This is a genomic window from Viridibacillus sp. KH_047, assembly GCF_057838945.1.
The window spans coordinates 1,873,041-1,895,617 of sequence record NZ_CM174479.1; the positions used below are offsets into that span (position 1 = coordinate 1,873,041).

Annotated in this window: 20 protein-coding genes and 1 pseudogene; 15 read left to right on the forward strand and 6 right to left on the reverse strand. The window is 34.2% G+C overall.

Going from position 1 to position 22,577, the window contains the following annotated elements:
• Window positions 1-65: 65 nt before the first annotated feature.
• The 4 genes from AC3IS5_RS09405 to AC3IS5_RS09420 all read left to right on the forward strand — a co-directional run bounded on the left by AC3IS5_RS09405 (window position 66) and on the right by AC3IS5_RS09420 (window position 4,789).
• Window positions 66-1,280 carry an MFS transporter gene (locus AC3IS5_RS09405; protein ID WP_489427568.1) on the forward strand — a complete coding sequence of 405 codons (1,215 nt, stop codon included), beginning with the start codon at window positions 66-68 and terminating at the stop codon, window positions 1,278-1,280.
• 418 nt (window positions 1,281-1,698) lie between these two features.
• Window positions 1,699-2,418, forward strand: a complete 720-nt coding sequence (deoD, locus tag AC3IS5_RS09410; protein ID WP_489427569.1) for a purine-nucleoside phosphorylase — start codon at window positions 1,699-1,701, stop codon at window positions 2,416-2,418.
• 123 nt (window positions 2,419-2,541) lie between these two features.
• Window positions 2,542-3,873 (forward strand): MFS transporter, encoded by a 1,332-nt coding sequence (locus tag AC3IS5_RS09415; RefSeq protein WP_489427570.1) that lies wholly within the window; start codon window positions 2,542-2,544, stop codon window positions 3,871-3,873.
• A gap of 175 nt (window positions 3,874-4,048) precedes the next feature.
• Window positions 4,049-4,789, forward strand: a complete 741-nt coding sequence (locus tag AC3IS5_RS09420) for a GntR family transcriptional regulator (protein WP_489427571.1) — start codon at window positions 4,049-4,051, stop codon at window positions 4,787-4,789.
• 101 nt (window positions 4,790-4,890) lie between these two features.
• On the opposite strand, the gene AC3IS5_RS09425 is transcribed toward AC3IS5_RS09420, so the two are convergent.
• Window positions 4,891-5,676 carry a formate/nitrite transporter family protein gene (locus AC3IS5_RS09425; protein ID WP_489427572.1) on the reverse strand — a complete coding sequence of 262 codons (786 nt, stop codon included), beginning with the start codon at window positions 5,674-5,676 and terminating at the stop codon, window positions 4,891-4,893.
• Window positions 5,677-5,994: 318 nt separating this feature from the next.
• Window positions 5,995-7,428, reverse strand: coding sequence for a DHA2 family efflux MFS transporter permease subunit (locus AC3IS5_RS09430; protein WP_489427573.1), 1,434 nt, complete (start codon window positions 7,426-7,428; stop codon window positions 5,995-5,997).
• Window positions 7,429-7,594: 166 nt separating this feature from the next.
• On the opposite strand from AC3IS5_RS09430, the gene AC3IS5_RS09435 reads away from it, so the two are divergent.
• Window positions 7,595-8,149: a TetR/AcrR family transcriptional regulator gene (locus AC3IS5_RS09435; RefSeq protein ID WP_489427574.1), complete on the forward strand. Its 555-nt coding sequence runs from the start codon at window positions 7,595-7,597 to the stop codon at window positions 8,147-8,149.
• 748 nt (window positions 8,150-8,897) lie between these two features.
• Here the strand turns inward: AC3IS5_RS09435 and AC3IS5_RS09440 are convergent.
• Both AC3IS5_RS09440 and AC3IS5_RS09445 read right to left on the reverse strand, forming a co-directional pair.
• A complete protein-coding gene (locus AC3IS5_RS09440) occupies window positions 8,898-9,296 on the reverse strand; it encodes a permease prefix domain 1-containing protein (protein ID WP_489427575.1) in 399 nt (132 codons plus the stop codon).
• Entirely contained in the window at window positions 9,293-9,622 is a 330-nt protein-coding gene (locus AC3IS5_RS09445) for a PadR family transcriptional regulator (protein WP_489427576.1), read from the reverse strand. Before AC3IS5_RS09445 ends, AC3IS5_RS09440 begins: the two co-directional genes overlap by 4 nt.
• Window positions 9,623-9,942: 320 nt before the next feature.
• Here AC3IS5_RS09445 and AC3IS5_RS09450 point away from each other — a divergent pair.
• Window positions 9,943-11,833 (forward strand): annotated as a pseudogene (locus tag AC3IS5_RS09450) (terpene cyclase/mutase family protein).
• 366 nt (window positions 11,834-12,199) lie between these two features.
• The gene (locus AC3IS5_RS09455) at window positions 12,200-12,571 is read left to right on the forward strand and encodes a hypothetical protein (protein WP_489427577.1); all 372 of its coding nucleotides are present in this window, start codon (window positions 12,200-12,202) and stop codon (window positions 12,569-12,571) included.
• 631 nt (window positions 12,572-13,202) lie between these two features.
• On the opposite strand, the gene AC3IS5_RS09460 is transcribed toward AC3IS5_RS09455, so the two are convergent.
• A complete protein-coding gene (locus tag AC3IS5_RS09460; RefSeq protein WP_489427578.1) occupies window positions 13,203-13,955 on the reverse strand; it encodes an IclR family transcriptional regulator in 753 nt (250 codons plus the stop codon).
• Window positions 13,956-14,076: 121 nt separating this feature from the next.
• Complete coding sequence (locus tag AC3IS5_RS09465) at window positions 14,077-15,309, reverse strand: enolase C-terminal domain-like protein (RefSeq protein WP_489427579.1); 1,233 nt, start codon at window positions 15,307-15,309, stop codon at window positions 14,077-14,079.
• Between the two features lie 711 nt (window positions 15,310-16,020).
• Here AC3IS5_RS09465 and AC3IS5_RS09470 point away from each other — a divergent pair.
• From AC3IS5_RS09470 to AC3IS5_RS09505, 8 genes are all read left to right on the forward strand, one after another.
• A complete protein-coding gene (locus AC3IS5_RS09470; protein ID WP_489427580.1) occupies window positions 16,021-17,118 on the forward strand; it encodes a Gfo/Idh/MocA family protein in 1,098 nt (365 codons plus the stop codon).
• Between the two features lie 6 nt (window positions 17,119-17,124).
• Complete coding sequence (locus AC3IS5_RS09475; RefSeq protein ID WP_489427581.1) at window positions 17,125-17,448, forward strand: L-rhamnose mutarotase; 324 nt, start codon at window positions 17,125-17,127, stop codon at window positions 17,446-17,448.
• A gap of 15 nt (window positions 17,449-17,463) precedes the next feature.
• Window positions 17,464-18,342: an amidohydrolase family protein gene (locus tag AC3IS5_RS09480; RefSeq protein ID WP_489427582.1), complete on the forward strand. Its 879-nt coding sequence runs from the start codon at window positions 17,464-17,466 to the stop codon at window positions 18,340-18,342.
• Between the two features lie 48 nt (window positions 18,343-18,390).
• Window positions 18,391-18,654, forward strand: coding sequence for a hypothetical protein (locus AC3IS5_RS09485; protein ID WP_489427952.1), 264 nt, complete (start codon window positions 18,391-18,393; stop codon window positions 18,652-18,654).
• Window positions 18,651-19,424, forward strand: coding sequence for an SDR family NAD(P)-dependent oxidoreductase (locus AC3IS5_RS09490; RefSeq protein ID WP_489427583.1), 774 nt, complete (start codon window positions 18,651-18,653; stop codon window positions 19,422-19,424). The genes AC3IS5_RS09485 and AC3IS5_RS09490 overlap by 4 nt, the downstream gene beginning before the upstream one ends.
• A gap of 15 nt (window positions 19,425-19,439) precedes the next feature.
• Window positions 19,440-20,354, forward strand: a complete 915-nt coding sequence (locus tag AC3IS5_RS09495; RefSeq protein WP_489427584.1) for a fumarylacetoacetate hydrolase family protein — start codon at window positions 19,440-19,442, stop codon at window positions 20,352-20,354.
• A 192-nt stretch (window positions 20,355-20,546) separates the two neighbouring features.
• Window positions 20,547-20,666, forward strand: coding sequence for an RbsD/FucU domain-containing protein (locus AC3IS5_RS09500; protein WP_489427849.1), 120 nt, complete (start codon window positions 20,547-20,549; stop codon window positions 20,664-20,666).
• Between the two features lie 19 nt (window positions 20,667-20,685).
• Window positions 20,686-22,050: a sugar porter family MFS transporter gene (locus AC3IS5_RS09505; RefSeq protein ID WP_489427585.1), complete on the forward strand. Its 1,365-nt coding sequence runs from the start codon at window positions 20,686-20,688 to the stop codon at window positions 22,048-22,050.
• Window positions 22,051-22,577: the final 527 nt, after the last annotated feature.

Consider the following 22,577-nt stretch of genomic DNA (forward strand, 5'->3'; position numbering starts at 1 on the left):
TCTAGTTAACTCATTATACCGAACAAATACATTGGTGTAATAAAAAGATTTTGGAGGTACCTATTATGAATAGTTATACTAAATGGTTAATCGTACTAGTTGCGACACTATCCCAAACGGCAGCAACTTTTGTGACCTATGGTATGGGACCAATCGCAGCATTTTATCAAATTGAATGGGATTTATCAGCGCTACAAACAGGATTTATCGTTTCAGCTGTGAATATAGGACCTGTTTTTTCGATGATTATTTTTGGTTATTGGATGGATAAGAAAGGGGAAAAACAAATCATTGGATGGGGTTCTATCTTATTAGGGCTATCAGCATTAACACTCGTTTTCGTTAATAATTATATTATTTTGTTGCTGTTATTAGTACTAGTTGGAATCTGGTACGGAAGTGCTCAAACTGGTGGAAGCACGACTATCGTAAAATGGTTTCCAGACAAACATAGAGGATTAGCTCTAGGGATTAGACAAACTGGTATACCAATCGGAGGAGCTTTAGCATCTGTCCTACTAACGTATACTTATTATCATTACGAATTGTCTGCAGTACATATTGTACAAGGAATCATGGCGATTGCTGGAGGATTACTTTTCTTAGTAGCGTACAATGAGCCAAAAGAAAGTGTAGCTACAGTATCTAAATCAGTGTCGTTTAAAGAGAAGATGAATACAATCAAAAACAACAAAGGGTTGTATCCAATATATATCGTGGGTATTGTCATGATGTCATTACAGATGATTATTATCGCTCATTTCATGAGTTATTTGCATAAAGAAGGTAATTATTCTTTAACTCAAGCAGGGGAATATTTAAGTCTTGTATTAATAGGAGGGATGATTGGTCGAGTAGCCATTGCATGGGTGAGTGATCAATTCTTTGAGCAAAAAAGAGAAAAACTGTTGTTCATTGTGATGGTTGTTACAGTAGTTCTAACAGTGATATTGCCACTAGTTATACATACAGAGTTAGTGATGTTACTGTTTTGTTTTCTTTTAGGCTTTGTAGCAATCGGTTGGTATTCGTTATTCATTGCTTGTGTCACAGAGCAATCAGATCCCCGTTATATCGGCTTAACAGTGAGTTCAGCTTTAACATTAAATCAATTGTTTATCGTCATTGCACCATCCTTATTCGGCTTAATTGTAAATATATTGAACAGCTATCAGCTAGCGCTCTATATAGTAGGAATCATTGTGGCACTAGGAGCGATGAATTTATATAGAACAAAGGTGAGAGTTGATAAAATTCAAAGTGAGACACTTTCATTATAAGTTCTATATATGCAATCTGATATGAGTTAGAAAAATGTAGAGTATTCACGAAAATATTTCTTTTTGTGAATGCTTTTTTAGTGTTGTCCAGGTGTAACCTGAAAAATATCTTAGCATGTGTTTTTTTGTGATTTTTTTTCTACATATATAACTAAGTTGGTTTCGATTTTATCTATGACAAAATTGTGAAAAGGTTTTCATTTTCATTAAAAAAATTTAAAAATAGAATTGAAAAAAGAAATAAAACTGTGCTATTTTATTTGTGTACCAGTTAGACAACTTATTGTACAAGTTAAATGGTTTATATACGAGTTGTCTATTTAATTCCTTGAAATGAAAACGTATTAATAATTCCGAGGAAATAGAGCACCTTAATTAAGCACCTATTTTAAAAACGTATTTAAAAGGAGACTTATCAATGAGTACAAATCACAAAGAAACACCACACATTAAACCTAATGGAGTAGAAATTGCTGAAACAATCCTATTACCAGGGGATCCATTACGAGCTAAATTTATTGCAGATAATTTTTTAGAAGATGTAGTACAGTTCAATGAAGTGCGTGGCATGCTTGGATATACAGGTACTTTTAAAGGAAAAAAAATCTCTGTAATGGGTACAGGTATGGGAACTGCTAGTATGGGTATCTATTCATGGGAGTTAATAAATATTTTCGGCGTTAAAAACTTAATTCGTATTGGGTCAGCGGGTTCAATTCAAGATGACCTAAACTTATATGATATTGTGTTTGCAATGGGATCTGCGACAGATTCAAATTACGCACACCAATTTAACCTACCAGGACATTATTCAATTACTGCATCATATGAATTACTTGAGAAAGCTAAGAAGGTAGCTGATGAAAAAGGATATCCGGTTCGCGTTGGTAATGTTCTTGCTAGTGACGTCTTCTACAATGCTGATCCAACAGCAATGGAAAGATGGAGTAAAATGGGCATTTTATGCGCGGAAATGGAGTCTGCTGCACTTTACATGAATGCTGCGCAAGCAGGTGTAAATGCTCTTTGTATCTTAACAATTAGTGACCATATCTTTAAACATGAAAAAACTACGCAATTAGAAAGACAAACAGCATTTACTAAAATGATGGAAATCGCATTGGAACTTGCTGAATAAATAAACGGTATTAACAATTAAAGTCTGTGGGAAAGGAAGTTGTCTAATTTCCCTCACCCCACAGACTATTTCATCGTCAAAGAAAATCTGAAAAAATATAATTTCGAGAAGGAGAGCGCTAAAATGGAAGCAATAAATAATAATGCACCAGAAACTCAAAACTTTAATGCAAAAAAAGCCGTACCGGTTATACTGTTTTTCTTCCTTTTTGCATTGATTATTGATAACTCGTTTAAACTCGTATCTGTAGACATCGCAAAAGACCTTGGAATTTCAGCAACTACAGTTAGTTGGCAAGCAACATTAGCTGGTCTTGTAATCGGTATTGGGGCAGTAGTTTACGCTTCGTTAGCAGATTCAATTAATATCCGTACGCTGCTAAGTGCAGGTATTATTTTTATCTGTGTCGGATCGATAATTGGATATCTTTTTAAAGACAATTTTGCAATGATTCTTTTTGGAAGAATTATTCAAACAGCTGGTTTAGCATCTGCTGAAACATTGTATGTTATTTACGTTACAAAACACTTACCTAAAGAGGAACAAAAGAAGTTTTTAGGATTAAGTACAGCTAGTTATGCCATGTCCATGTTAATCGGTTCTTTAACAGGTGGATTTATTTCTACTTACTTACACTGGACAACTTTATTCTTAATTGCTTTATTATCAATCATTATCCTTCCATTCATCTTGAAGTTGTTACCGAAGGAAGAGTCTAGAAAGGTTAATGTTGACGTAATTGGCTTATTCTTAATCGCAGCAATTGCTACAACAGTTATGTTATATATTTCAGACTTTAACTGGTTATACCTAATTGGTTTTGCGGTTGCGTTGGTTCTATTCTTAACTTATATCAATAAAAGCTCAAAAGCTTTAATTGATGCGTCTTTCTTTAAAAACCAACATTTCATTCGTACGCTACCAATTGTATTTATTATTTACTCAGTACAATTAGGTTATATTTTCGTGTTCCCATTCATTTTAGAAAAAATTTATGATTTAAAGTTAGATATGATTTCACTGTTACTAATCCCAGGATATGTGGCGTCAGTTATTGTTGGCTCCCTTTCTGGTAAGATTGGTAAGGTATTAAGCAGTAAACAAGCAACGATGATGGCATTATGTGGTATCGCAGTTGCGCTATTCATTCCAGGATTATTTACTGAAAGCACTGTTGTTATCTATGTACTTTCTATGATTGTATTCTCAGGTTCATTCGCGTTAATGTATGCACCTTTACTTGATACTTGTCTTAGCACGATTCCTAAAGAAAAATCCGGAACAGCAATTGGTTTCTACAACTTAACAATCAATGTATCTGGTTCTATCGGTATTGCTTACACTGCAGCAATGCTTGATAAAACACAAATTTCAACTATCCTAATTACCCTTTCAATTATTGTAGTTGCTGCTTTTGGTTTGTATTGGGTGTTATTAAATAAATTAGCGAAATAAAATGAATATAAATTTTTCAATTGAATGTGTCACAGTAAAAACCGTGACACATTCTTTTCTATATATTTGGAAAATCCGGATATTTAGTAGGATTAAAATAAATGTTATAATACATATTAGAGGAAATAATTAGATGATGGTCCATGTTTTGAAAAAAGTATAGGTGTGTGAGAAGATGGAATTCAAAATCGCAAACATGCAAGAAAGAAAAAAACCGTTGTATATTACTGTGTATGATGAATTGTACAAGTTAATTATGAATGGTACGTTTTTGCCAGAAAGCAAATTGCCAGCCGAGCCAGAATTAGCAAAAATGTTCAAGGTCAGTAGAATGACATTAAGGCAGTCACTTTCTCTTTTACAAGATGATGGATTGGTGAAAAGGGTACATGGTAAAGGGAATTACATTACAAAGAGTTCAACGAATAATCCGAAAATTGGCTTAGAGAAAATAGGGAATCCCATATATAAATCTCATACGAAACAAATTGATGATGTTGAAATGAATTTTAGAATTGATTTGGATAGTGAATATACGCAGCAAGTATTATGTAGGAAATCTGCAGCAGTTGTTGCATTTGAGCGTTGGTATAAGAGCAAAGGGGAAGTTGTAGCTTATTCCTTTACGAATATGGCAATTGAGACCGTATCTGAATTAAATTTAGATTTACAAGATAATGATCAATTATTAGAAATGCTTGAAACCCGAATTTATGAGCTTGCAAATAGCTCAACGACTGACATAAAGCGTTCCAGTTCTGTTAATTCCTCATCCCAGAAACATAAAGTAGTTGGTGGAGAAGACTGTGATTTATTGTTAGAGAGTGTTTTTATTCATGAGGAATATCCATTACTATATAATAAATATTATATACCTAAAGAATTTAGTCATTTAAGAATAAATGCTGTAAAGTAGAATTTATTTTGTTCCTATGTCAAGTAAGTAGTAGTATACATGTAGTAAAATTTGAATAAGAAAATGAAAAGCCTCTGTTAGTAACTTACAGAGGCTTTTTTTTATTCATGATCATCCATAAATGGCTTGTTTACATAATAGTACATGGAGGCCATAAACAATGTTCCTCCGATAAGATTTCCGATTGTGACAGGAATAATATTATGAACAATTCCAGCTATGGTAACTGCATCTGGATGTTGAGTTGCAATTGAAATTGAAAAGGTAACTAAATTCGCAATGCTATGTTCATATCCAGAAATAAAGAAACAGAAAACAAATAATATCATCATGGCTATTTTTGGACCATCACCCTTAACTGAATAAGGGAGGAAAAAGGCAAGGCAAACAAGCCAGTTACAAAGAACGCCACGGAAGAACAATTCAAAAGTTGGCACTAATGTTTTTCCCTTTGCAACACTAACTAAAAAACTATTTACTGAAGGATCATGGAAAAGTCCCGTTGCATATATCAAGAGTGCAAATATAATGGCGCCGATGATATTTCCTACGTAACTATATACCCAGAGCTTGCCTACATCCTTCCAGGCCATCTGCTTGCGTAAGGCAGCATATGTATAGTAAAAGGTGTCTCCAGTGAACAAGTCGCCACCACCATAGTAAATCATGATAATCGCCACGCCAAAAGTCAATGCTGCAACCGGATAGGCAAATGGAGAATGTTCTAGGTAAAAGAAATTACCAGTTTTAAACGCTACAATAACACCAAAGCCAATGAACAAACTTGCAAGGATTGCTCTTAAGAGGTAGATGATAGCACTATGACGGTGAATAAATAATCGTTTTAATGCTAATGCTTCTATCTTTGATAATGGTTCTTTTTCCAATTAAAATCACCACACTATTTAGAATAGATTGGATTTAGCCAATCTCTTTACTGTGCCTTGCGTTGTAGTCGATGTGCAGTACTATTATTAACAATTAAGATTGGATTTTATGCAAGAAGGTTTATTACTAAGGAGAATTAAATAAAAGAAAAAGATTTGATGTTGTTCTTTTTATATAATTAATCAAAAACTCTTCAATTTATATGACATTCTTATTAATTACAATTAAAAAACACCCTGTTCAAAATTGAACAAGGTGTTTTTTGATATAGAATAATGTACAAATCACAATATCTTTCCTTACATATAAGAAGTGGTTTAAACATTTAATTTATTTTTTAGGGGCGCAACTAAGGTGAAAACAAGCGCTATAATAGCTAAAATTGTCATGAAATAATAAGCATCACTTGAGCCTATAATGGAAGCAGCTGTTCGAATCATCTCAGAACTTGCTCCTGAATTCTCCTGCACAATTGAATGGGCATGGTCTGCAGACTGCGCCGTATAAATCGTAATTACTACCGCAGTTCCGATTGCTCCGGCTAATTGGCGAACGGTATTATTGACCGCTGAGCCATGTGTTCCAAGTTCTTTTGGTAAGGCATTAAGCCCTGCAGTATTCAAAGGCATTGTAATAAAGCTTAAACCGATGCGAAGGAAAATCGTCCGTATCATTAAATACAAATATGTTGTTGATTCTGTTAAATCCGTTACAGCCCACATGGAAGGGATAATAAACATTAAACCAACAATAAACAAAGGTTTTGCACCAAATCGGTCATATAATTTACCTGTAACAGGTGACATAAAAGCATTCACAAGGGCTCCAGGTAATAACAATAGACCAGCATCAAATGCTGTGAAACCTCGGCCGTTTTGTAAATAAATTGGCAGTAAAATCATATCCGCATACATTATTATCGTAATTAACACGTTTATAAGAGAAGTAGATGTAAATACTTTATATTTAAAGACAGATAAATTTAACAGGGGATCTTCTGAATGGAATTGTCGCATACAGAAAATAGCTGTAAAAATCAACCCTAATACTAATGAAAGAATAACAACGACATCACTCCAGCCTTTACTACCAGCATTACTAAAACCATATAAAATCAAACCAAATCCTATGGTTGATAAGATCACACTGAACACATCAAGCTTAGCCTTAGATGTTTCCGATACATTCATTAAAAATTTCAAAGCAAGTAAAATAACAATAACTACAAGCACAGATAGTCCTATAAATAACCAGCGCCAAGAGTAATATTCAATGACAAAACCCGATAACGTTGGTGCAATGGCAGGCGCGAAAATTATTGCTAATCCTAATAGTCCCATGACACTGCCACGTTTTTCAACTGGGAAAATAACTAGCACTACACCCATCATTAGAGGCATAATTATCCCAGCTCCTGCAGCCTGAATCATACGTCCAGCTAAAAGTACGCCAAAGTTTGGTGCCAAAGCACAGATGATGGAACCAATTAATAAAAGTAGCATAGCGCTCAAAAATAATTGACGAGTTGTAAATCGTTTCATTAAATAAGCAGTTGTTGGTATTAAAACCCCATTAACTAGCATAAAGCCAGTTGCAAGCCATTGTATCGTTGTGGCCGAAACATTAAAAATGTCCATTAAACTACTCAAGGCAATATTTAATAAAGTCTGATTCAATGTAGATAAAAAACAGCCAAGAATTAAAACCGTTAATAATATTCCTTTATTGATTTCTTTATCCGTTTGTAGCATTTATGAAATCCTCTTCTCATTGCTTAATAGACACATAGTCGATAAAATAAATGATAACAGTATTAAAATAAGTTGCCTATTTACAATATTTATAAATTTGTCGACTAAACAACGAAATAGTAATTTTTGTTGATTAAATATCTAATAATCGATAAAGAGGGGTAAAATGTCTATACATAAAAAACAAGATCCACGTGCATTGCGTTCTAAGAAAATGATGAAAGATGCGGTATTTTCGTTACTTTCCGAAAATCAGGATGTTGCCCAATTAACTGTACAAAAAATTACAAGTCGTGCGGAGCTTAATCGTGCCACGTTTTATTTGCATTATGAGGATATTAACGATCTGTTAAGTCAAATTGTACAAGAAATCTTCGACGAACTGTCGTTGAAAACTGAACCAATACTCCAAATGAAAAATTTAGATAAGCAGGAATATTTATTGGGATTTTTGGATTATGTATATGAATATCGGAAAATTTTCGCTGTATTTATAGAGCACACCGAGTTCAAAAACAGCTTATTTGAATTTTTGAAAAATGTAATACACTTGCGACGCAGTGAAAGAAACATTGCCACTACAGAGAATACTGTAGCTTTGGAGATCATTGCTGCATCTCTTTTAGGAATTATTAATTGGTGGATAAAGGGTGGAATTCAATATAGTTCAGAGTACATTGCAAAACAAATTACCTCAATGTACAAAAAGAAACCGTTATAGGTGAAATACAACAATGAACAGTATATACAAAAAGACGCCAAGTAAATTGGCGCCTTTTTAGCATACAGATTGTGGTACTCAATAATTAATGTTCATTAATACCTTTGTATATTCTCTTTTTATAGACATAAAAGTACATACTAAGTGGCCACCACATCACTACAAAAATGGGGTAAATAGCCCATATTGTTCCAGGTGAAGAGACAACATTTACTGTTATAAAAAAGATACTAATTAGTATGCTTGCGTAAATAGAAAATGCTACGAACGTTCTTTTCTTAGCATGGTATAAAGCTAATGGCCACCACATTATTAAGAAAGCAGGGTAAATAGCCCATGGATATTGTGGTGAGAGTGTAATGTTTAGTACTAAATAATAGATGATTGTGGTTGCACAGAATATAAGTGCGATTTTTATAGATCTAGTTTTTTCTCCTAAAAACATAAGAATAGGCCAACATAAAATTGGATAAACAGCGTACAAGAACCATAAATGGTTTGGTGAATTTAAATAATTTTCGATCATAAGGAAAGAAACCAACATTATACTACAGAAAATCGAATGTTGTTTGTACATTTTCTTAGATATGAAGTAAAGGCTAATAGGCCATAGTATAAGAAGTAAACTAGGATATATAAACCAGATATCATGTGGTGATGTTATATAATTGGTGATTCCTAAAAATAGAATAGTCATAATACTACCAGCTGCGGCAAAGCTAATGTAATTTTTCATTTTCTATTTACCTCATTTCTTACGTGACCATACGAAGTACATTGATAGTGGCCACCATAAAATAGCAAAAATTGGATAGATTGCCCAAATTATATTTGGGGTATAGTACAGGTTGATAAAAATAAAAAAGGCGATAATTAAGCCACTTCCCCAAAAGGAAAACTCTAAATTTAATCTAGCCATGTTTTTCTTAACTGGCTGCTTCACACCTAGTTCTTTTTTTAATTCTTCAATATCTCCAAATTCAACTATGGCCTTATTAATGGCATCTTCTTCTTCTTTTCCATGGTCCATTAAATAGAACACTTTTTCTTCGAGGTTTTCTATAATTTCTTGTTTAACCATCTCTGTTTCTTTATTACTAGGAATGTCTTTAAATAACTCATTAATATGATTTTTCAATTTCTTCATTCTAACCCCTCCATAAACAAGTTGATAATTTCCTTCACTTCCGTCCATTCGTTTACAAGCTCTTTTAGATATGCTTTTCCTAATGAAGTAATGCGGTAATACTTTCTTTTTCCTCCGTGGGAGACATCCCCATAATATGCTTCAATCAGTTCTTTTTTCTCTAATCGTTGAAACACGGCGTATAAAGTGGCTTCTTTAATTTGAAAACGATTATCTGTACGTAAACTAATTTCCTGAGATATTTCGTAACCATATCGATCTTTCTCTAAAATCAGACGTAAAATAATTGAATCCAAGTGACCACGAATGATATCGCTTCTAACCATAATTCACCTACTTAGATATTATTGTTCTACCTGATAGAGTAATATTAGCAAAAAGTACTCTGTCTGTCAAAGTAATTCTGAAATTATTTTTTGTAGATGAATTTGACATAAGGAGTACAATATGTGCATTTTTTTATACAAAAAACTGAAACAGAACCATGAAGGTATTGTTTCAGTATCACTAGAAGTAGTTATTCAGGTTGTTTAATGTATAAGCATTTTTTTTCGACTAAAGACGCTTAATCAATTCCTCGCATTTTTTAAAAACTAACTGAATATGTTTAGATGTATCGAATTTTGCTAGAGGAAGGACGAATTTTGTGAATGGTGCACCATTAGATGAAATTAAACGAATTATAAGCATCTTGAAAAAGGATCAATCTGAGGTAGGAACTTGGGATTATCCTTTTGAAACAGGTATTACAACGGGTGCCTATATGATTATTTTATTGCGTTCATTAACTATTGATGATGAAGAATTAATAAAGGAACTAGTAGATCGGATTTTAAGCGAACAACAAGAAAATGGGGCTTGGAAGCTGTTTTATGATGAAGAAAATGAAGGTAATGTAGGTGCCACGATAGAAGCTTATTACGCCCTTCTATATTCCGACTATTGTTCTCACAGTGATGTACGAATGCAAGCAGCAAGGCAGTTTATTTTATCAAATGGAGGAATAGACAAAAGTAATTTACTAACAAAAACTATGCTGGCAGTAACTGGACAATTTTTATGGGATAAAATCTTTACCCATTCCCATTGAACTTTTTCGACATTTCTGTCTTTGGTAGGGCAAATATCGCTCCACTCATGATTCTTGCTGATAAGAAATACATAATTAAAACAAATAAAAGTCCAAACATTTCAGATTTATATATTTTGAACCACAACCGGTCGGATGAAGAATATTTATTAAGCGTCCTCTCAAATGAATGGAGTCCTTTTCTTTTATCCATTCAAAAAAGAATTGATGGCCTAATTGGTTTACCAAAGCAAATTAAGAAACTTGCGGTAGATAAAATAGAACAGTATATGCTAGAACGAATTGAACCAGATGGCACCTTATACAGTTACTTCAGTTCGACATTTCTGTTAATCTTCGCGTTGCTTTCCCTTGGGTATAAGAAAGAACATCCCACAATCATTCATGCGGTAAACGGCTTAAAGTCTATGAAATGCCAAGTGAATGGGAAGACTCATATGCAATTCACCACAGCAACTGTATGGAATACAGCTTTAATTAGTTACGCCATGCAAGAAGCAGGCGTTTCCGAATTAGATCCGTTATAAAAAAAGCAAACCAATTTTTATTGACACGGCAGCATTATAAATATGGGGACTGGGTCATACACAATCCAGATAGTCTTCCAGGGGGATGGGGCTTCTCAAATGTAAATACGATGAACCCTGATATTGATGATACTACTGCAACCTTAAGGTCCATCTGTAATACTTTCATTAAAAACCCCGAGGTTCATCCATCTTGGGACAGAGGAATCAACTGGTTATTTTCAATGCAAAATGATGATGGAGGATGGTCATCATTCGAAAAAGGCGTGGATAATAGCATTTTGTCTATGATTCCAATTGAAGATGCTGAATTATTACTCGCAGATCCATCAAGTGCAGATTTAACAGGCAGAACATTGGAGTTTTTCGGGAAATTCACTAACTTAAAAAAGAGTCACGACTCTATCAAGTTAGGTGTAAATTGGTTATTCGAACATCAAGAACCGAATGGGTCGTGGTATGGTCGATGGGGCATTTGTTATATTTATGGTGCTTGGGCTGCTATAACCGGGCTTGTTGCAGCAGGAATATCATCAGATCATCCTTCTATTCTAAAATCAGTCAAATGGCTTCGTGAAATTCAAAATCCGGATGGGGGTTGGGGAGAGTCGTGTAAAAGTGATAAAATGAAAACGTACGTTCCGTTGGGAGCCAGCACGTTAACTCATACAGCCTGGGCATTGAATGCGCTGATTGCTGCTGAAGACGAACTCACACCAGAAATAATATCCGGCATCAAATATATTTTAGAAAATAATGATAAAGATGACTGGACAACATCTTATCCAAAAGGACAGGGAATGGAAGGCAGTCTCTATTTTCATTATCATAGTTATCGATATATATTCCCTCTAATTACACTTGCGCATTTCCAAAAAAAGTTTCCAAATGAAAGCCTCTTAACGTTCAAGAACGAATAGGTGTGAAAGGTGACATACCATACTACTGTGTAAACGGAATAATTGATTAAATAAATCAGTTTATTTTTATTGAAGATCTAATTTTAAAAAGGATTTATGCAGCAAATATTTATATAAACTGAAAGAGCCGAACCACAATTGCGGAACGGCTCTTTCAATTTTTTAGCGTTAAAACTCATGCTTATCTGCTTCTTATATTGGTGGGAAAATTGTAGTTTCTTATTGAGCAGCGATATTATGTCGCTGCTCTTTTATATACCAATAATAATAACAAATGATATTAACTGTTAAGGCATATTCTAAGATAAATGATTATCAGAATTTCAATAATCTTTTTAAAATACGTGTAAAAAAAGGGGAGTCTTATTGATACGGAAAATGATAAACATCATTGTTTTCTCATGCCTATCAATCATGTTATTCGGATGTGCAAGTAAAGAAGAGCTTATTGATGTAACATTTGAATTATCAAATGATATTAAAGTAAATGTAACACTAGTAGCAAAAGATTATCTTATCAAAAATAATTGTGGAACTTCAGAAACAATACAAGTTGATACAGCAAGTATTACTGACTATTTAGTCGATGACTCGGATGAAATTTCTGATCCGAAAGATATTGGGCAAATTGTATATAAAGTAACTTTCAAAGACAAATCACATATCGTTACTGGTTTACCAGAAGTGTTGATTAATCAAGATAACAATCGCGTAGTTGGGTTTAAAATAGGGAAATGAGTTATGGAAGACAATCAGTTATATTTGAAAGAAGGTGCTTTAATTCAAGTGGCTTGAAAGAAATATTAAAAATGAATGAGTCAGTGTGCATTTATAATTAAAATAATTCACTTATCATGTATAAAAAAGGGTAAATAAGCACAGTATAATAAAGTAATTGTCTAATCCATCATTCAACTAAACAGTTAGTACTTTAACACGTCCGTGTGTCAAAATGCTTTTTGATTTAAGTACTATTGAGCCGTAACATGTGATGTATTTTACTCCTGATAAAAGGGCAACGGGCTAACAAGCTATCGTTGCCTTTTTATTTTGAGTGCAAATATAGAGTTCTTTGGGGAGAAGATAACGACTAATTTGAGAAAGAAGTTATTCGTGCGATTGACCAAGGTAAGATTACAATGAATAATTTAGAGATGTAAGAATGAATGAACGGTTGATTTTCAGCTTTCTTTATTCGAATATTTTCTTATTTGTAGGACTTCAAAGATGCACGGAGTACCAGAGTTATTCAACAAAAGGGCACTGACCCATTAGGTTAGCAAAACTGGCCTCCGCCCCTTGGATAGGCATGACGAAGGAATTAGAGGGCATATTTTATGATCCGTTGAGACATGGGAGGTACTTATCATTAAAGGACAAAGAGTCGTTGCTCGGCAATTTTTTTGTGTTTTTTCATAGACGAAACAATTTCTTCTATATTAGATGTTTCGAACAAATGAATAGGGAGAGTTGTACTGAAAGCAGCAACCATTTTTCCTTGTTGTACAAGTGGTAAAGCGATACAAGCTGTATATCTACTTGCTTCACAAATTTCGACAGCATAACCTTTCTCACGTATCTTTTCTAGGTCACTAAGTAAATCATCTAAATTATCGATTGTTTTTTCCGTGAGTTTCTCAAAATGATAATCTGTATAATTTTCAATAATTCTCTCATTAGAAAACTGGCTTAGAAGCAACTTTCCCATAGCTGTAGAATGCGCTGGAATTCTAAGTCCAATATTGTGCATTAAGGATAGATCACTATTATTTTCATATTTAGCTAGGTACAAAATATTTCGATTGTCCAGTACTCCTGCATGTGTAGTGAGACCTAACTCTTGCCCAGTCTCCGATGTTAAAATAGATAGTTCTTCTAGCAAGTCTGTGTTTTGAATACATACAGTACAGAGTTTAATATACTCAAGCCCAGCATAGTATTTTTTCGTATCATTATTATAAATTAAAAAATCTTTATCTAAAAATTCTTGTATCAAACTATGAGTAGAGCTTTTGGGAGTATCTAGCCCTGACTGAATATCGGTGAAAGAAATTCCATTGCGTTTATAAGCTAATAACTCTAAAAAACGCAGTGTTCTTTCTGCTGATTTTACTTTTGTCATAATTAACCTCGCTTGTTATTTTTTGTTTGGCGCATTTAATAGAAAAGGAAAGCATTGTCAATATTACACCAAGCGGGAAGACTTGATTTAACATTGACAATGCTATATTACAAATTAGTGTTTAGATAAAGTCGCAGCTGTTACCGGCAGACTGTGGTAGCACATATTTTCCATCCACGATGGAAACTGGATTTTTAAAGTATTTTTCCAGATGGGGAATATGCTCAAGGAACAAATCTGGATGACCAATGCTAATATGATTAAATAATACTAGATGCTGATGGATTTGTCCCATATCTCCAACATGGGGGATAACAGGCACATTACATTTCTTAGACATTAAGCTAATCAAAATAAATTCTGATATACCGCCTACTCTCAATGCGTCTACTTGGTTAAAGCACATTGCATTAGCTTGTAAAAAGTTTTTAAATAGTACTTTATTTGAAACGTGTTCGCCAAGCGCTAATCGGATAGGTGAAATCGCACGAGCTAGCGTTTGATGTGCTATCACATCATCTGGATCAGTTGGTTCTTCGACCCAATAAGGGTTCATTTCTTTAAGACGAGAAATAATACTTATTGCATCTGGTAGTGTCCATTGTTGATTTGCATCAAGCATAATTGTAATATCATTGCCAACAGTTTCACGAATTAGCAGTGCACGACGGATATCTCTTTCATGATCTCTTGAACCAACTTTTAATTTCATAGCAGTGAAGCCTTTTGAGAGCGCTTTCTTCGCGTTTTCAACAACCTTCTCATCTGAATAGTTAAACCAACCTACAGAAGTATCATATCCAGTATATCCTTTCGATAGAATACCAATTCTGCTAGCTTTACTATCTCTTGCAGAGTTTAAAATAGTAAGTGCTTCTTGTGGAGTAAGTAAATCTTCAACATATCTAAAATCTAACAAATTAATAATTTCTTCAGGAGTTAATTCAGTTAGTAATTTCCAAAGAGGAACATCTTTAGATTTTGCCCATAGATCAAAACATGCATTTGTAATACTAGCAAGTGCTAAATGAACGACTCCTTTGTGTGGACCAAGCCATCTGTAGCAAGGAGAATCGGTGATTTCTGCATACACCTCACCGAAACGGCTCATCAATTCGTTAATTTCTTTTCCTATTAAGCATTCAGAAAGATACTGGATAGCTGTACAAACAAGGTCATTTCCGTGACCTAATGTAAATGTGATTCCAGTACCTTCGATGTTTGTATCTGTTTTTAATTTACATACTGCATAAGCATAGTTAGGAACAGTATGTACGGCGTCTGATCCGGCACCTTCTTCGAGGACAAATCGTTTGTCTTCTACTTCAATTTTTGTAATAACTACATTTTTCATTTTTAATAATACCCTCCTTAATATTTAAAATACAACCAAATAAAGTTCACATATAAAATATAAAGTTCACATATATGATTATTCGTGATGTGGTATTATTTGTCAATAATAATTTATAAAGATTCAAAAAAAGATTCCTTCAAATTTATCGAGTAAAAAACTAGTTATATTGATTTCTTCTAACTAGTTTTTATAGTATGAGAAAATATATAGGAAGTTCCCCTTATATTTGATAACATTTTGAATGAGTCAAATGAAAATTCTGAAAAAACAAAAAATATATTGACAAAAATTCTCAGGGTATTTAAACTTTACTTAAGTTCACAAATAGAAAGTTAAGTTCACATATATGAACAAATAAACGACTCCAAAAAATGATTTATACATGTAATTAACTATGCAGTAGGAATGAAAATGTTATTTGCAGGTTTTGTCGTTTAAGCTATTGCTGGTTTTTTTTCAAGGAAGTTTCGGGGAATGAAAAAGTATCAATCATTCTAATGGGAAGATTTTGGGTTTATTTTCTAAAGTTGCAATGGTTGTTATGCCAGTTGTTTGGGTATCTATAGAAGTTCCTAATTTCTTTACGTATTTAAAGGAAACACCAATACTTAGTCTTGATTATCTCTTGAGTTACTATTGGTATTACGAATGGAAAGTTGTAATAAATAAAATCCATTACAACTTTAGAGAGAAGGAGAAGATTCATAAATGATAGACAAACTAGAAGAAATGAATTTTGTGCCGGAGATTCCTAAAGTAAAAAGACCAATCGTTTCAATTGGAGCTGGAGGAGTAGTTTCAGACTGCCATTATCCTGCATACAAATTAGCTCAATTTGATGTTATTGGAGTATATGATTTAAAGCCTCAAAGAGCACATGAAATGGCTGATAAATTTTGTATACCGAATGTATGTGAGACATTAGATGAATTGGTAGAGCTAGCAGTTGCAAATAATGCTATTTATGATGTTGCTGTTCCAGCATCTACAATTGTTGAGACATTAAATATTATTCCTGATGGAAGTCCAGTTTTGTTACAGAAGCCGATGGGGGAAAGTATAGAACAGGCAACTGAGATATTGGAGCTATGTCGTAGGAAAAATCTAGTTGCAGGTTTAAACTTCCAGTTGCGTCAAGCACCTTATATAATTGCAGCTAAACAGCTGATTGATAAAGGTGTTATTGGAGAAATTACTGATTTTGAAGTTCGTGAGTGTGTGTTTACACCATGGAATCTATGGGACTTCTTATTTGAAGTAGATCGAATGGAAATTAACTATCATTCTATACACTTTGTAGATGTTATGCGGTACTTTTTAGGTAACCCAGAAGCTGTTTACTGTAAAACTATGAAGCATCCTAAGATGATGGAACTAGCACAAGTGAAATCTAATATGATTTTTGATTATGGTGATTTGCTACGAGCTGGTATCACTTCAAATCATAACCATGAATATGGATTGGATGAACAAGAATGCTTTTTAAAAATCGAAGGAACAAGAGGGGCAATAAAGATAGTAATGGGTGTGTATTTAGATTATCCAGTTGGTCTTCCTGATAAATTCAAATATATTTCATTAGAAGATGGAAAAGGTTGGAGAGAGCTTGAGATAAAGGGCAGCTGGTTTCCAGAAGCATTTATTGGCACTATGGGTGGACTGATGAAAAAATTAGAAGACCCAACTTACCATTACGTGAATAGCGTAGAAGATGCATATGACACAATGTGTGTTGTTGAAGCTTGCTATAAATCCAATGAAATTGGTCAAATTCCAGTAGATTATAATGAAAATGGAAAAGGATGATGTAGCATGGTGAAAATCCAACGATATGGAAGTGTTACTCGTGTAAAGGCAGATAAGTTAGATTATTATAAAGAATTACATGCAAATCCATGGCCACAAATTAATGAAATGATTAAGAAATGTAACATCTCCAATTATTCAATTTTTTACTCGAATGGTTATCTGTTCTCTTATTTTGAATATACAGGTAATGATTTTGAAGCTGACATGGCTAAGATGGCAGCTGATTCAGAAACACAACGCTGGTGGAAAGAAACTGATCCTTGCCAAGAACCTTTAACGAATGATGGACAATGGCTTGATATGGAGAAAGTATATTTTTTAGAATAGGAAAAAGGAGTTCATATGAAAATAATTGATACACATTTACACATTTGGAACCTTGATGAGTTTCATATACCATGGCTTGAAGATGCAGGAGATATATTGAAAAAGACCTATACTCTAGTAAATTATGAAAATGATATGCAGATGTCAGGAGCATATTCTGTAGAGAAAGCGGTCTATGTAGAAGTAGATGTAGCAAGCTCTGACAGAGAATATGAAAACGCCTTCATTATAAAAGAATATGAAAATCTGAATTCAATCATAGTCGGTGGGATTATTTCAGGATGTCTGGAAGAAGCAGGATTTTTAAAATATCTTGATCAATATGATCATCCAGCCATTAAAGGTGTGCGTCAGGTGCTCCATGTAGATTCTGCCACTAAAGGTACATGTTTAAAACCAACTTTTATATATAATATGCAGGAATTAGGACGAAGAGAAATGGTATTTGAGGCTTGCTTAAGAATAGAAGAGTTAAATGATTTATTTCAGCTCGCACTGAAATGCCCGAATACTATAATTGTATTAAATCATATGGGCAATGTAGATGCTGAATTGATAAGTAAAGAATCGTTAAGTTCCATAGAAAAAGAATATAAAGAAGCTTGGTATGAAAATATCCGAAATTTAGCTTCTGTTAAAAATGTTATTTGTAAAATATCAGGATTAAATCCTAATGGAGCTTGGAATCCCGAAATATTAAGACCAGCTATCGATTTTGTATTAGATGAGTTTGGAGAGGATCGCGTAATCTATGCGAGTAATTATCCAGTATGCAATACCTCTACAAAATTACTTCCTTGGATAGAAGTTCTTAATGAGATTACAAAAAATAGAAGTAGTGTTTTTAGAGAGAAGCTGTTTTATGAAAATGCTAAGCGTGTTTATAAATTGTAAAGAAGTGTATTTAATAAAAAATGGAAGATATATAAATGGGGGGATATATTGAATACGGAAGCCCAACAACAATTGATGGAAAAAAACTTACAAGAAGGCGTAGCTGGATTCTTTATCGGTGGAAGTTCTGAAGAATGTTTCTTGCTATTTCCAGAGGAGAGAGTTAAATCATTTGAAGTGGAAAGTACTTACTTGTCGAGAGCGGAAGCCGTGCAAATCAATGGGCATCTGTTAAAGGTAGATGGCGGATTAACGGTTAAAGCGGCGCAGCCTGAAGATTATATGAATCATGAACAGGAGGTAATATTATGAGACTACTTAACAAGATAGCAGTTATCACTGGTGGTGGAAGTGGTATCGGCAAGGAATCAGCCCGTTTATTCGCAAAAGAAGGCGCATTTGTTATCGTTACAGACATTCATGCTGAAAATGGGCAAGGAACAGTTTCTGAAATAGAAGAAAATGGCGGAAAAGCAGCATTTTACGAAGTAGATGTGACGAATCCTGAAGCGGTTCAATCTGCAATAGAACAGATTATTGAGACGTATAAAAAAATAGATATTCTATTCAACAATGCAGGAATCAGTAATGTGGGTAGAGTGGACGAAGTAGAACCAGATGTATGGGACCGAATTATGAGTGTAAATGTGAAGGGGGTTTATTTACCCTCTAAATACACGCTTCCTTATATGATGGAACAAAAAAGTGGAGTAGTCATCAATATGTCGTCATGCGCTGCGGAAATGGGGCTAGTTAAACGTGCTGCATACTCAGCAACGAAAGGCGCTGTACTTGCTCTGACTAAAGCCATGCAAGTGGACTATGCCCCTTATAATATTCGAGTAAACGCTTTATTGCCGGGCACTATCTTAACTCCATTTGTTGAAGATTATTTGACAAATTCATATGACGATCCTGAAATCGCAATCGGATCGATCAAGAAAAGACAGTTAAGCGGAGAATTAGGAAGACCTAGTGATGTGGCAAAGGCTGCACTATTTCTAGCTTCAGATGAGTCTACGTTCATGATGGGATCGCCTTTATATATTGATGGCGGAGTTGTTTTTGGGAAAAATGCATAAAAGGAGAATGAAAATATGAAACTAGCTACTTTTATAAAGGGTGAAAATCAGAAACTGGCAGTTCAGATTGAGAATAGCTTAATAGATATCGAAGAAACTGCTAAGAAGAATGAATGGAACAATATAGTAACAGATGTGATGCAAGTAATTAAATTCAATCAATCCGAACTAAAAGATTTTGAAATAAAGGTTAATGAAGCTGTCACAATGGGAAGTGCAGTCGCTATTGAAGAGGAAGGGCTTATATACGGTCCTAGTGTTACAAAACCTCATAAAATCATTTGCGTCGGATTGAATTACAGAAGACACGCAGATGAAACCAATGCACCGTATCCTGAAGTGCCTATCTTGTTTAACAAATTTGATAATACGTTAACAGGTCATCAAAGTGAAATTGTTATTCCAAATGTAACGAATGAACTGGACTATGAGGTTGAACTCGGAATTGTAATTGGCAAAAAGACAAAAAATGTAACACAAGAAGCTGCTCTTTCTCATGTTTTTGGTTATTGTACAGTCAATGATTTGTCTGCTAGAGATCTGCAAATGAGAACACAGCAGTGGCTGCTTGGAAAAACCTGTGATGATTTTAGTCCAGTAGGACCTTTCTTAGTGACAGCTGATGAAGTAGGAGATCCAAACAACCTTAATTTGAAAACGTACGTAAATAATGAAATAAGGCAAAACTCTAATACTTCCGATATGATCTTTTCTTGCGCAGAAATCGTAAGTTATATTTCCAAGCACATGACGTTAGAGCCGGGAGATCTTATTTTAACAGGTACACCTGAAGGAGTGGTATTAGGCTTACCGGCCGATCAGCGTATTTATATTCAGCCAGGAGATGTGGTCACTGTTGAAATTGAAAAGCTTGGAACACTAACGAACAAATTTGTTCAAGAAAGTGAAAAGGTTTTGACTAATGCTTAAAGGAATCCCGCCTATTATTTCTCCAGAATTGATGAAAGTTATAATGGAGATGGGGCACGGTGATTTTTCCACTAGATACGTATGTTACGTTTCTAGTCATGCTGATGAATCCTGTTCAAGGCGATGAAAAAAACCTTGAAATCTGGCAGACCTATGAAGATATAATAAAAAACAATCGACTTTCCTGTCCAAATAGAAAAATTCGAAAGAACGGATTTTTACGAAAGAAGTAAGGCGGCATATGTCATAATCGCTACAAGTGATCGTTCACAGTATGCGAATCTTATATTGAAAAAGGTGCACTTTAATTAATCTAAAAGGAGTGATTTATTTGAAGAAAATTCCGAATATTATGTATGTTTATGCAATTTTTGGTGGCTTGGCCGGACTTTTATATGGTTTTGATTCTGGTGCCATTTCTCCAGCTATTCCCTTTATTACCGAGGAATTTGGATTAAGTCCGGCTGGACAAGGATTGATTGTAAGTTTCCTTCTTTTAGGAGCATTGCCTGCTATTGTTCTTTCAACCTCCTTATCTAAAGTATTAGGAAGGAAATCGCTCTTAATAGGAGCAGGCATCACGTTCATTGTTGGGTCTATTGGCTGTGCCTTCGCTACTAATGTAAGCGTTTTAATAGCATCGCGATTTATCCTTGGAATCGGATGCGGAATAGCCAATATGTGTTCGTTGATATATCTGGTTGAATTAGCTCCACCTAAAATCAGAGGATTAATTGGTGCATTATATCAGTTAAGTGTAAATGTCGGAATTTTAAGTGCTTACATTGTAGGAGCTTCCTTTACTGCTAGTGGTTCTTGGAGAATCATGCTAGGAATAGGTATTATTCCTGCTGCAATCTTTACGATTGGGATGCTAATCTCACCCGAAAGTCCACGTTGGCTAATGACTGCAGGAAAAGAAGAGCGTGCAAGAAAAGTATTAATGAAACTAAGAGGATCGAAGAAAGAAGTGGAAGATGAAATAAGCGATATTAATTATTCACTAAAACAGCAAAATGTCGGATTCAAACATTTAGTTGGCCAGTATAAAAAGATTCTAAATATGAACTTCATATTAACGTTTTTTCAGGTCTTCACTGGAATTAATGCAGTAGTATACTTTGCTCCAATCATCTTTGAAGGAGTGGATATTAACGGATGGAGCGGATCGAATATAGCCAACTTCGGGATAGGTACCGCTTTAGTTGTTTCCACGGCTATATCGTTATTCATTGTTGATAAATTGGGAAGAAAAACATTATTAATCTATAGTATTGGAGGGCAGGTTCTACCACTAATCGGTTTAGCACTATTTTCAGATTTTACGATATTTAGTATGGTTTGTGTGTTCTTATATGTATTCGCGTTTGGAATCGGTCTAGGTCCTGTATTCTGGCTATTAATACCTGAAGTGTTACCTTTGCAAGCAAGAGCGATCGGAATGGGAGTCATTACATTTTTCCAGTATACATTGAATTTTCTTTTTTCGTATACTTTCCCGCCACTGTTAAGTGTCATTGGAAATAATGTCTTTTTAATATACGCAGTATTATCAATAGTTGCTTGCGTATTTATTCACTATAAAACACCAGAAACCAAAGGGAAAACTTTAGAAGAAATTGAAGAGTACTGGCGTCAGCAAGATAGGGAAAAAGCTATTAAACCAACTGTGTTAAAAGAAAATTCCACCATATAATGCGACCAAAGAAACTTTAATGGATTTTAGGAATCGGATAATAAAATACATCACCATAATTAAAAATGTTGAACCCTTTCTACAGGTAACAAGTAGGGAGGGTTCAACATTTTTGGGTACCAAAAAAGAACTTTGCATCCCATAAATGAGAGATGTACTATCATGAAATCAGTTATTCTCTAATGTGGATGACAAGGGAATGAAATAAAATAAGTCATTAAACCCCATGTATAGCAAGTGGTTTACGTTATATTTTCATTTGCCATAACAAAGGAAAAAGGAATCTTTTTCACTTCAATACAACTAAGACATACATAAGGGATATGATTTTTGTCGTCCTTTAGAATCGTGGGATTATTGGCTACAGTGCTAGTTCAAATAAGACAACAGAGTTGGTATATCAAGCTTTGGCAAATATTAAAGGCAACTTGAATGACAATAAAATGTTTCATACAGAACGAGGAAAAGAGTTTGATAAAAAGCTCATTTCAGAAGACCTAGAAACATTCGAAATTCAGCGGTCATTG

What these genes read in the sequence shown, in the direction of transcription:
- AC3IS5_RS09405 (WP_489427568.1), top strand. Translation starts at nt 66, where the DNA reads ATGAATAGTTATACTAAATGGTTAATCGTACTAGTTGCGACACTATCC.
- deoD (WP_489427569.1), top strand. Translation starts at nt 1,699, where the DNA reads ATGAGTACAAATCACAAAGAAACACCACACATTAAACCTAATGGAGTA.
- AC3IS5_RS09415 (WP_489427570.1), top strand. Translation starts at nt 2,542, where the DNA reads ATGGAAGCAATAAATAATAATGCACCAGAAACTCAAAACTTTAATGCA.
- AC3IS5_RS09420 (WP_489427571.1), top strand. Translation starts at nt 4,049, where the DNA reads ATGGAATTCAAAATCGCAAACATGCAAGAAAGAAAAAAACCGTTGTAT.
- AC3IS5_RS09430 (WP_489427573.1), bottom strand. Translation starts at nt 7,428, where the DNA reads ATGCTACAAACGGATAAAGAAATCAATAAAGGAATATTATTAACGGTT.
- AC3IS5_RS09435 (WP_489427574.1), top strand. Translation starts at nt 7,595, where the DNA reads ATGTCTATACATAAAAAACAAGATCCACGTGCATTGCGTTCTAAGAAA.
- AC3IS5_RS09440 (WP_489427575.1), bottom strand. Translation starts at nt 9,296, where the DNA reads ATGAAGAAATTGAAAAATCATATTAATGAGTTATTTAAAGACATTCCT.
- AC3IS5_RS09445 (WP_489427576.1), bottom strand. Translation starts at nt 9,622, where the DNA reads ATGGTTAGAAGCGATATCATTCGTGGTCACTTGGATTCAATTATTTTA.
- AC3IS5_RS09460 (WP_489427578.1), bottom strand. Translation starts at nt 13,955, where the DNA reads ATGACAAAAGTAAAATCAGCAGAAAGAACACTGCGTTTTTTAGAGTTA.
- AC3IS5_RS09465 (WP_489427579.1), bottom strand. Translation starts at nt 15,309, where the DNA reads ATGAAAAATGTAGTTATTACAAAAATTGAAGTAGAAGACAAACGATTT.
- AC3IS5_RS09470 (WP_489427580.1), top strand. Translation starts at nt 16,021, where the DNA reads ATGATAGACAAACTAGAAGAAATGAATTTTGTGCCGGAGATTCCTAAA.
- AC3IS5_RS09475 (WP_489427581.1), top strand. Translation starts at nt 17,125, where the DNA reads ATGGTGAAAATCCAACGATATGGAAGTGTTACTCGTGTAAAGGCAGAT.
- AC3IS5_RS09480 (WP_489427582.1), top strand. Translation starts at nt 17,464, where the DNA reads ATGAAAATAATTGATACACATTTACACATTTGGAACCTTGATGAGTTT.
- AC3IS5_RS09490 (WP_489427583.1), top strand. Translation starts at nt 18,651, where the DNA reads ATGAGACTACTTAACAAGATAGCAGTTATCACTGGTGGTGGAAGTGGT.
- AC3IS5_RS09495 (WP_489427584.1), top strand. Translation starts at nt 19,440, where the DNA reads ATGAAACTAGCTACTTTTATAAAGGGTGAAAATCAGAAACTGGCAGTT.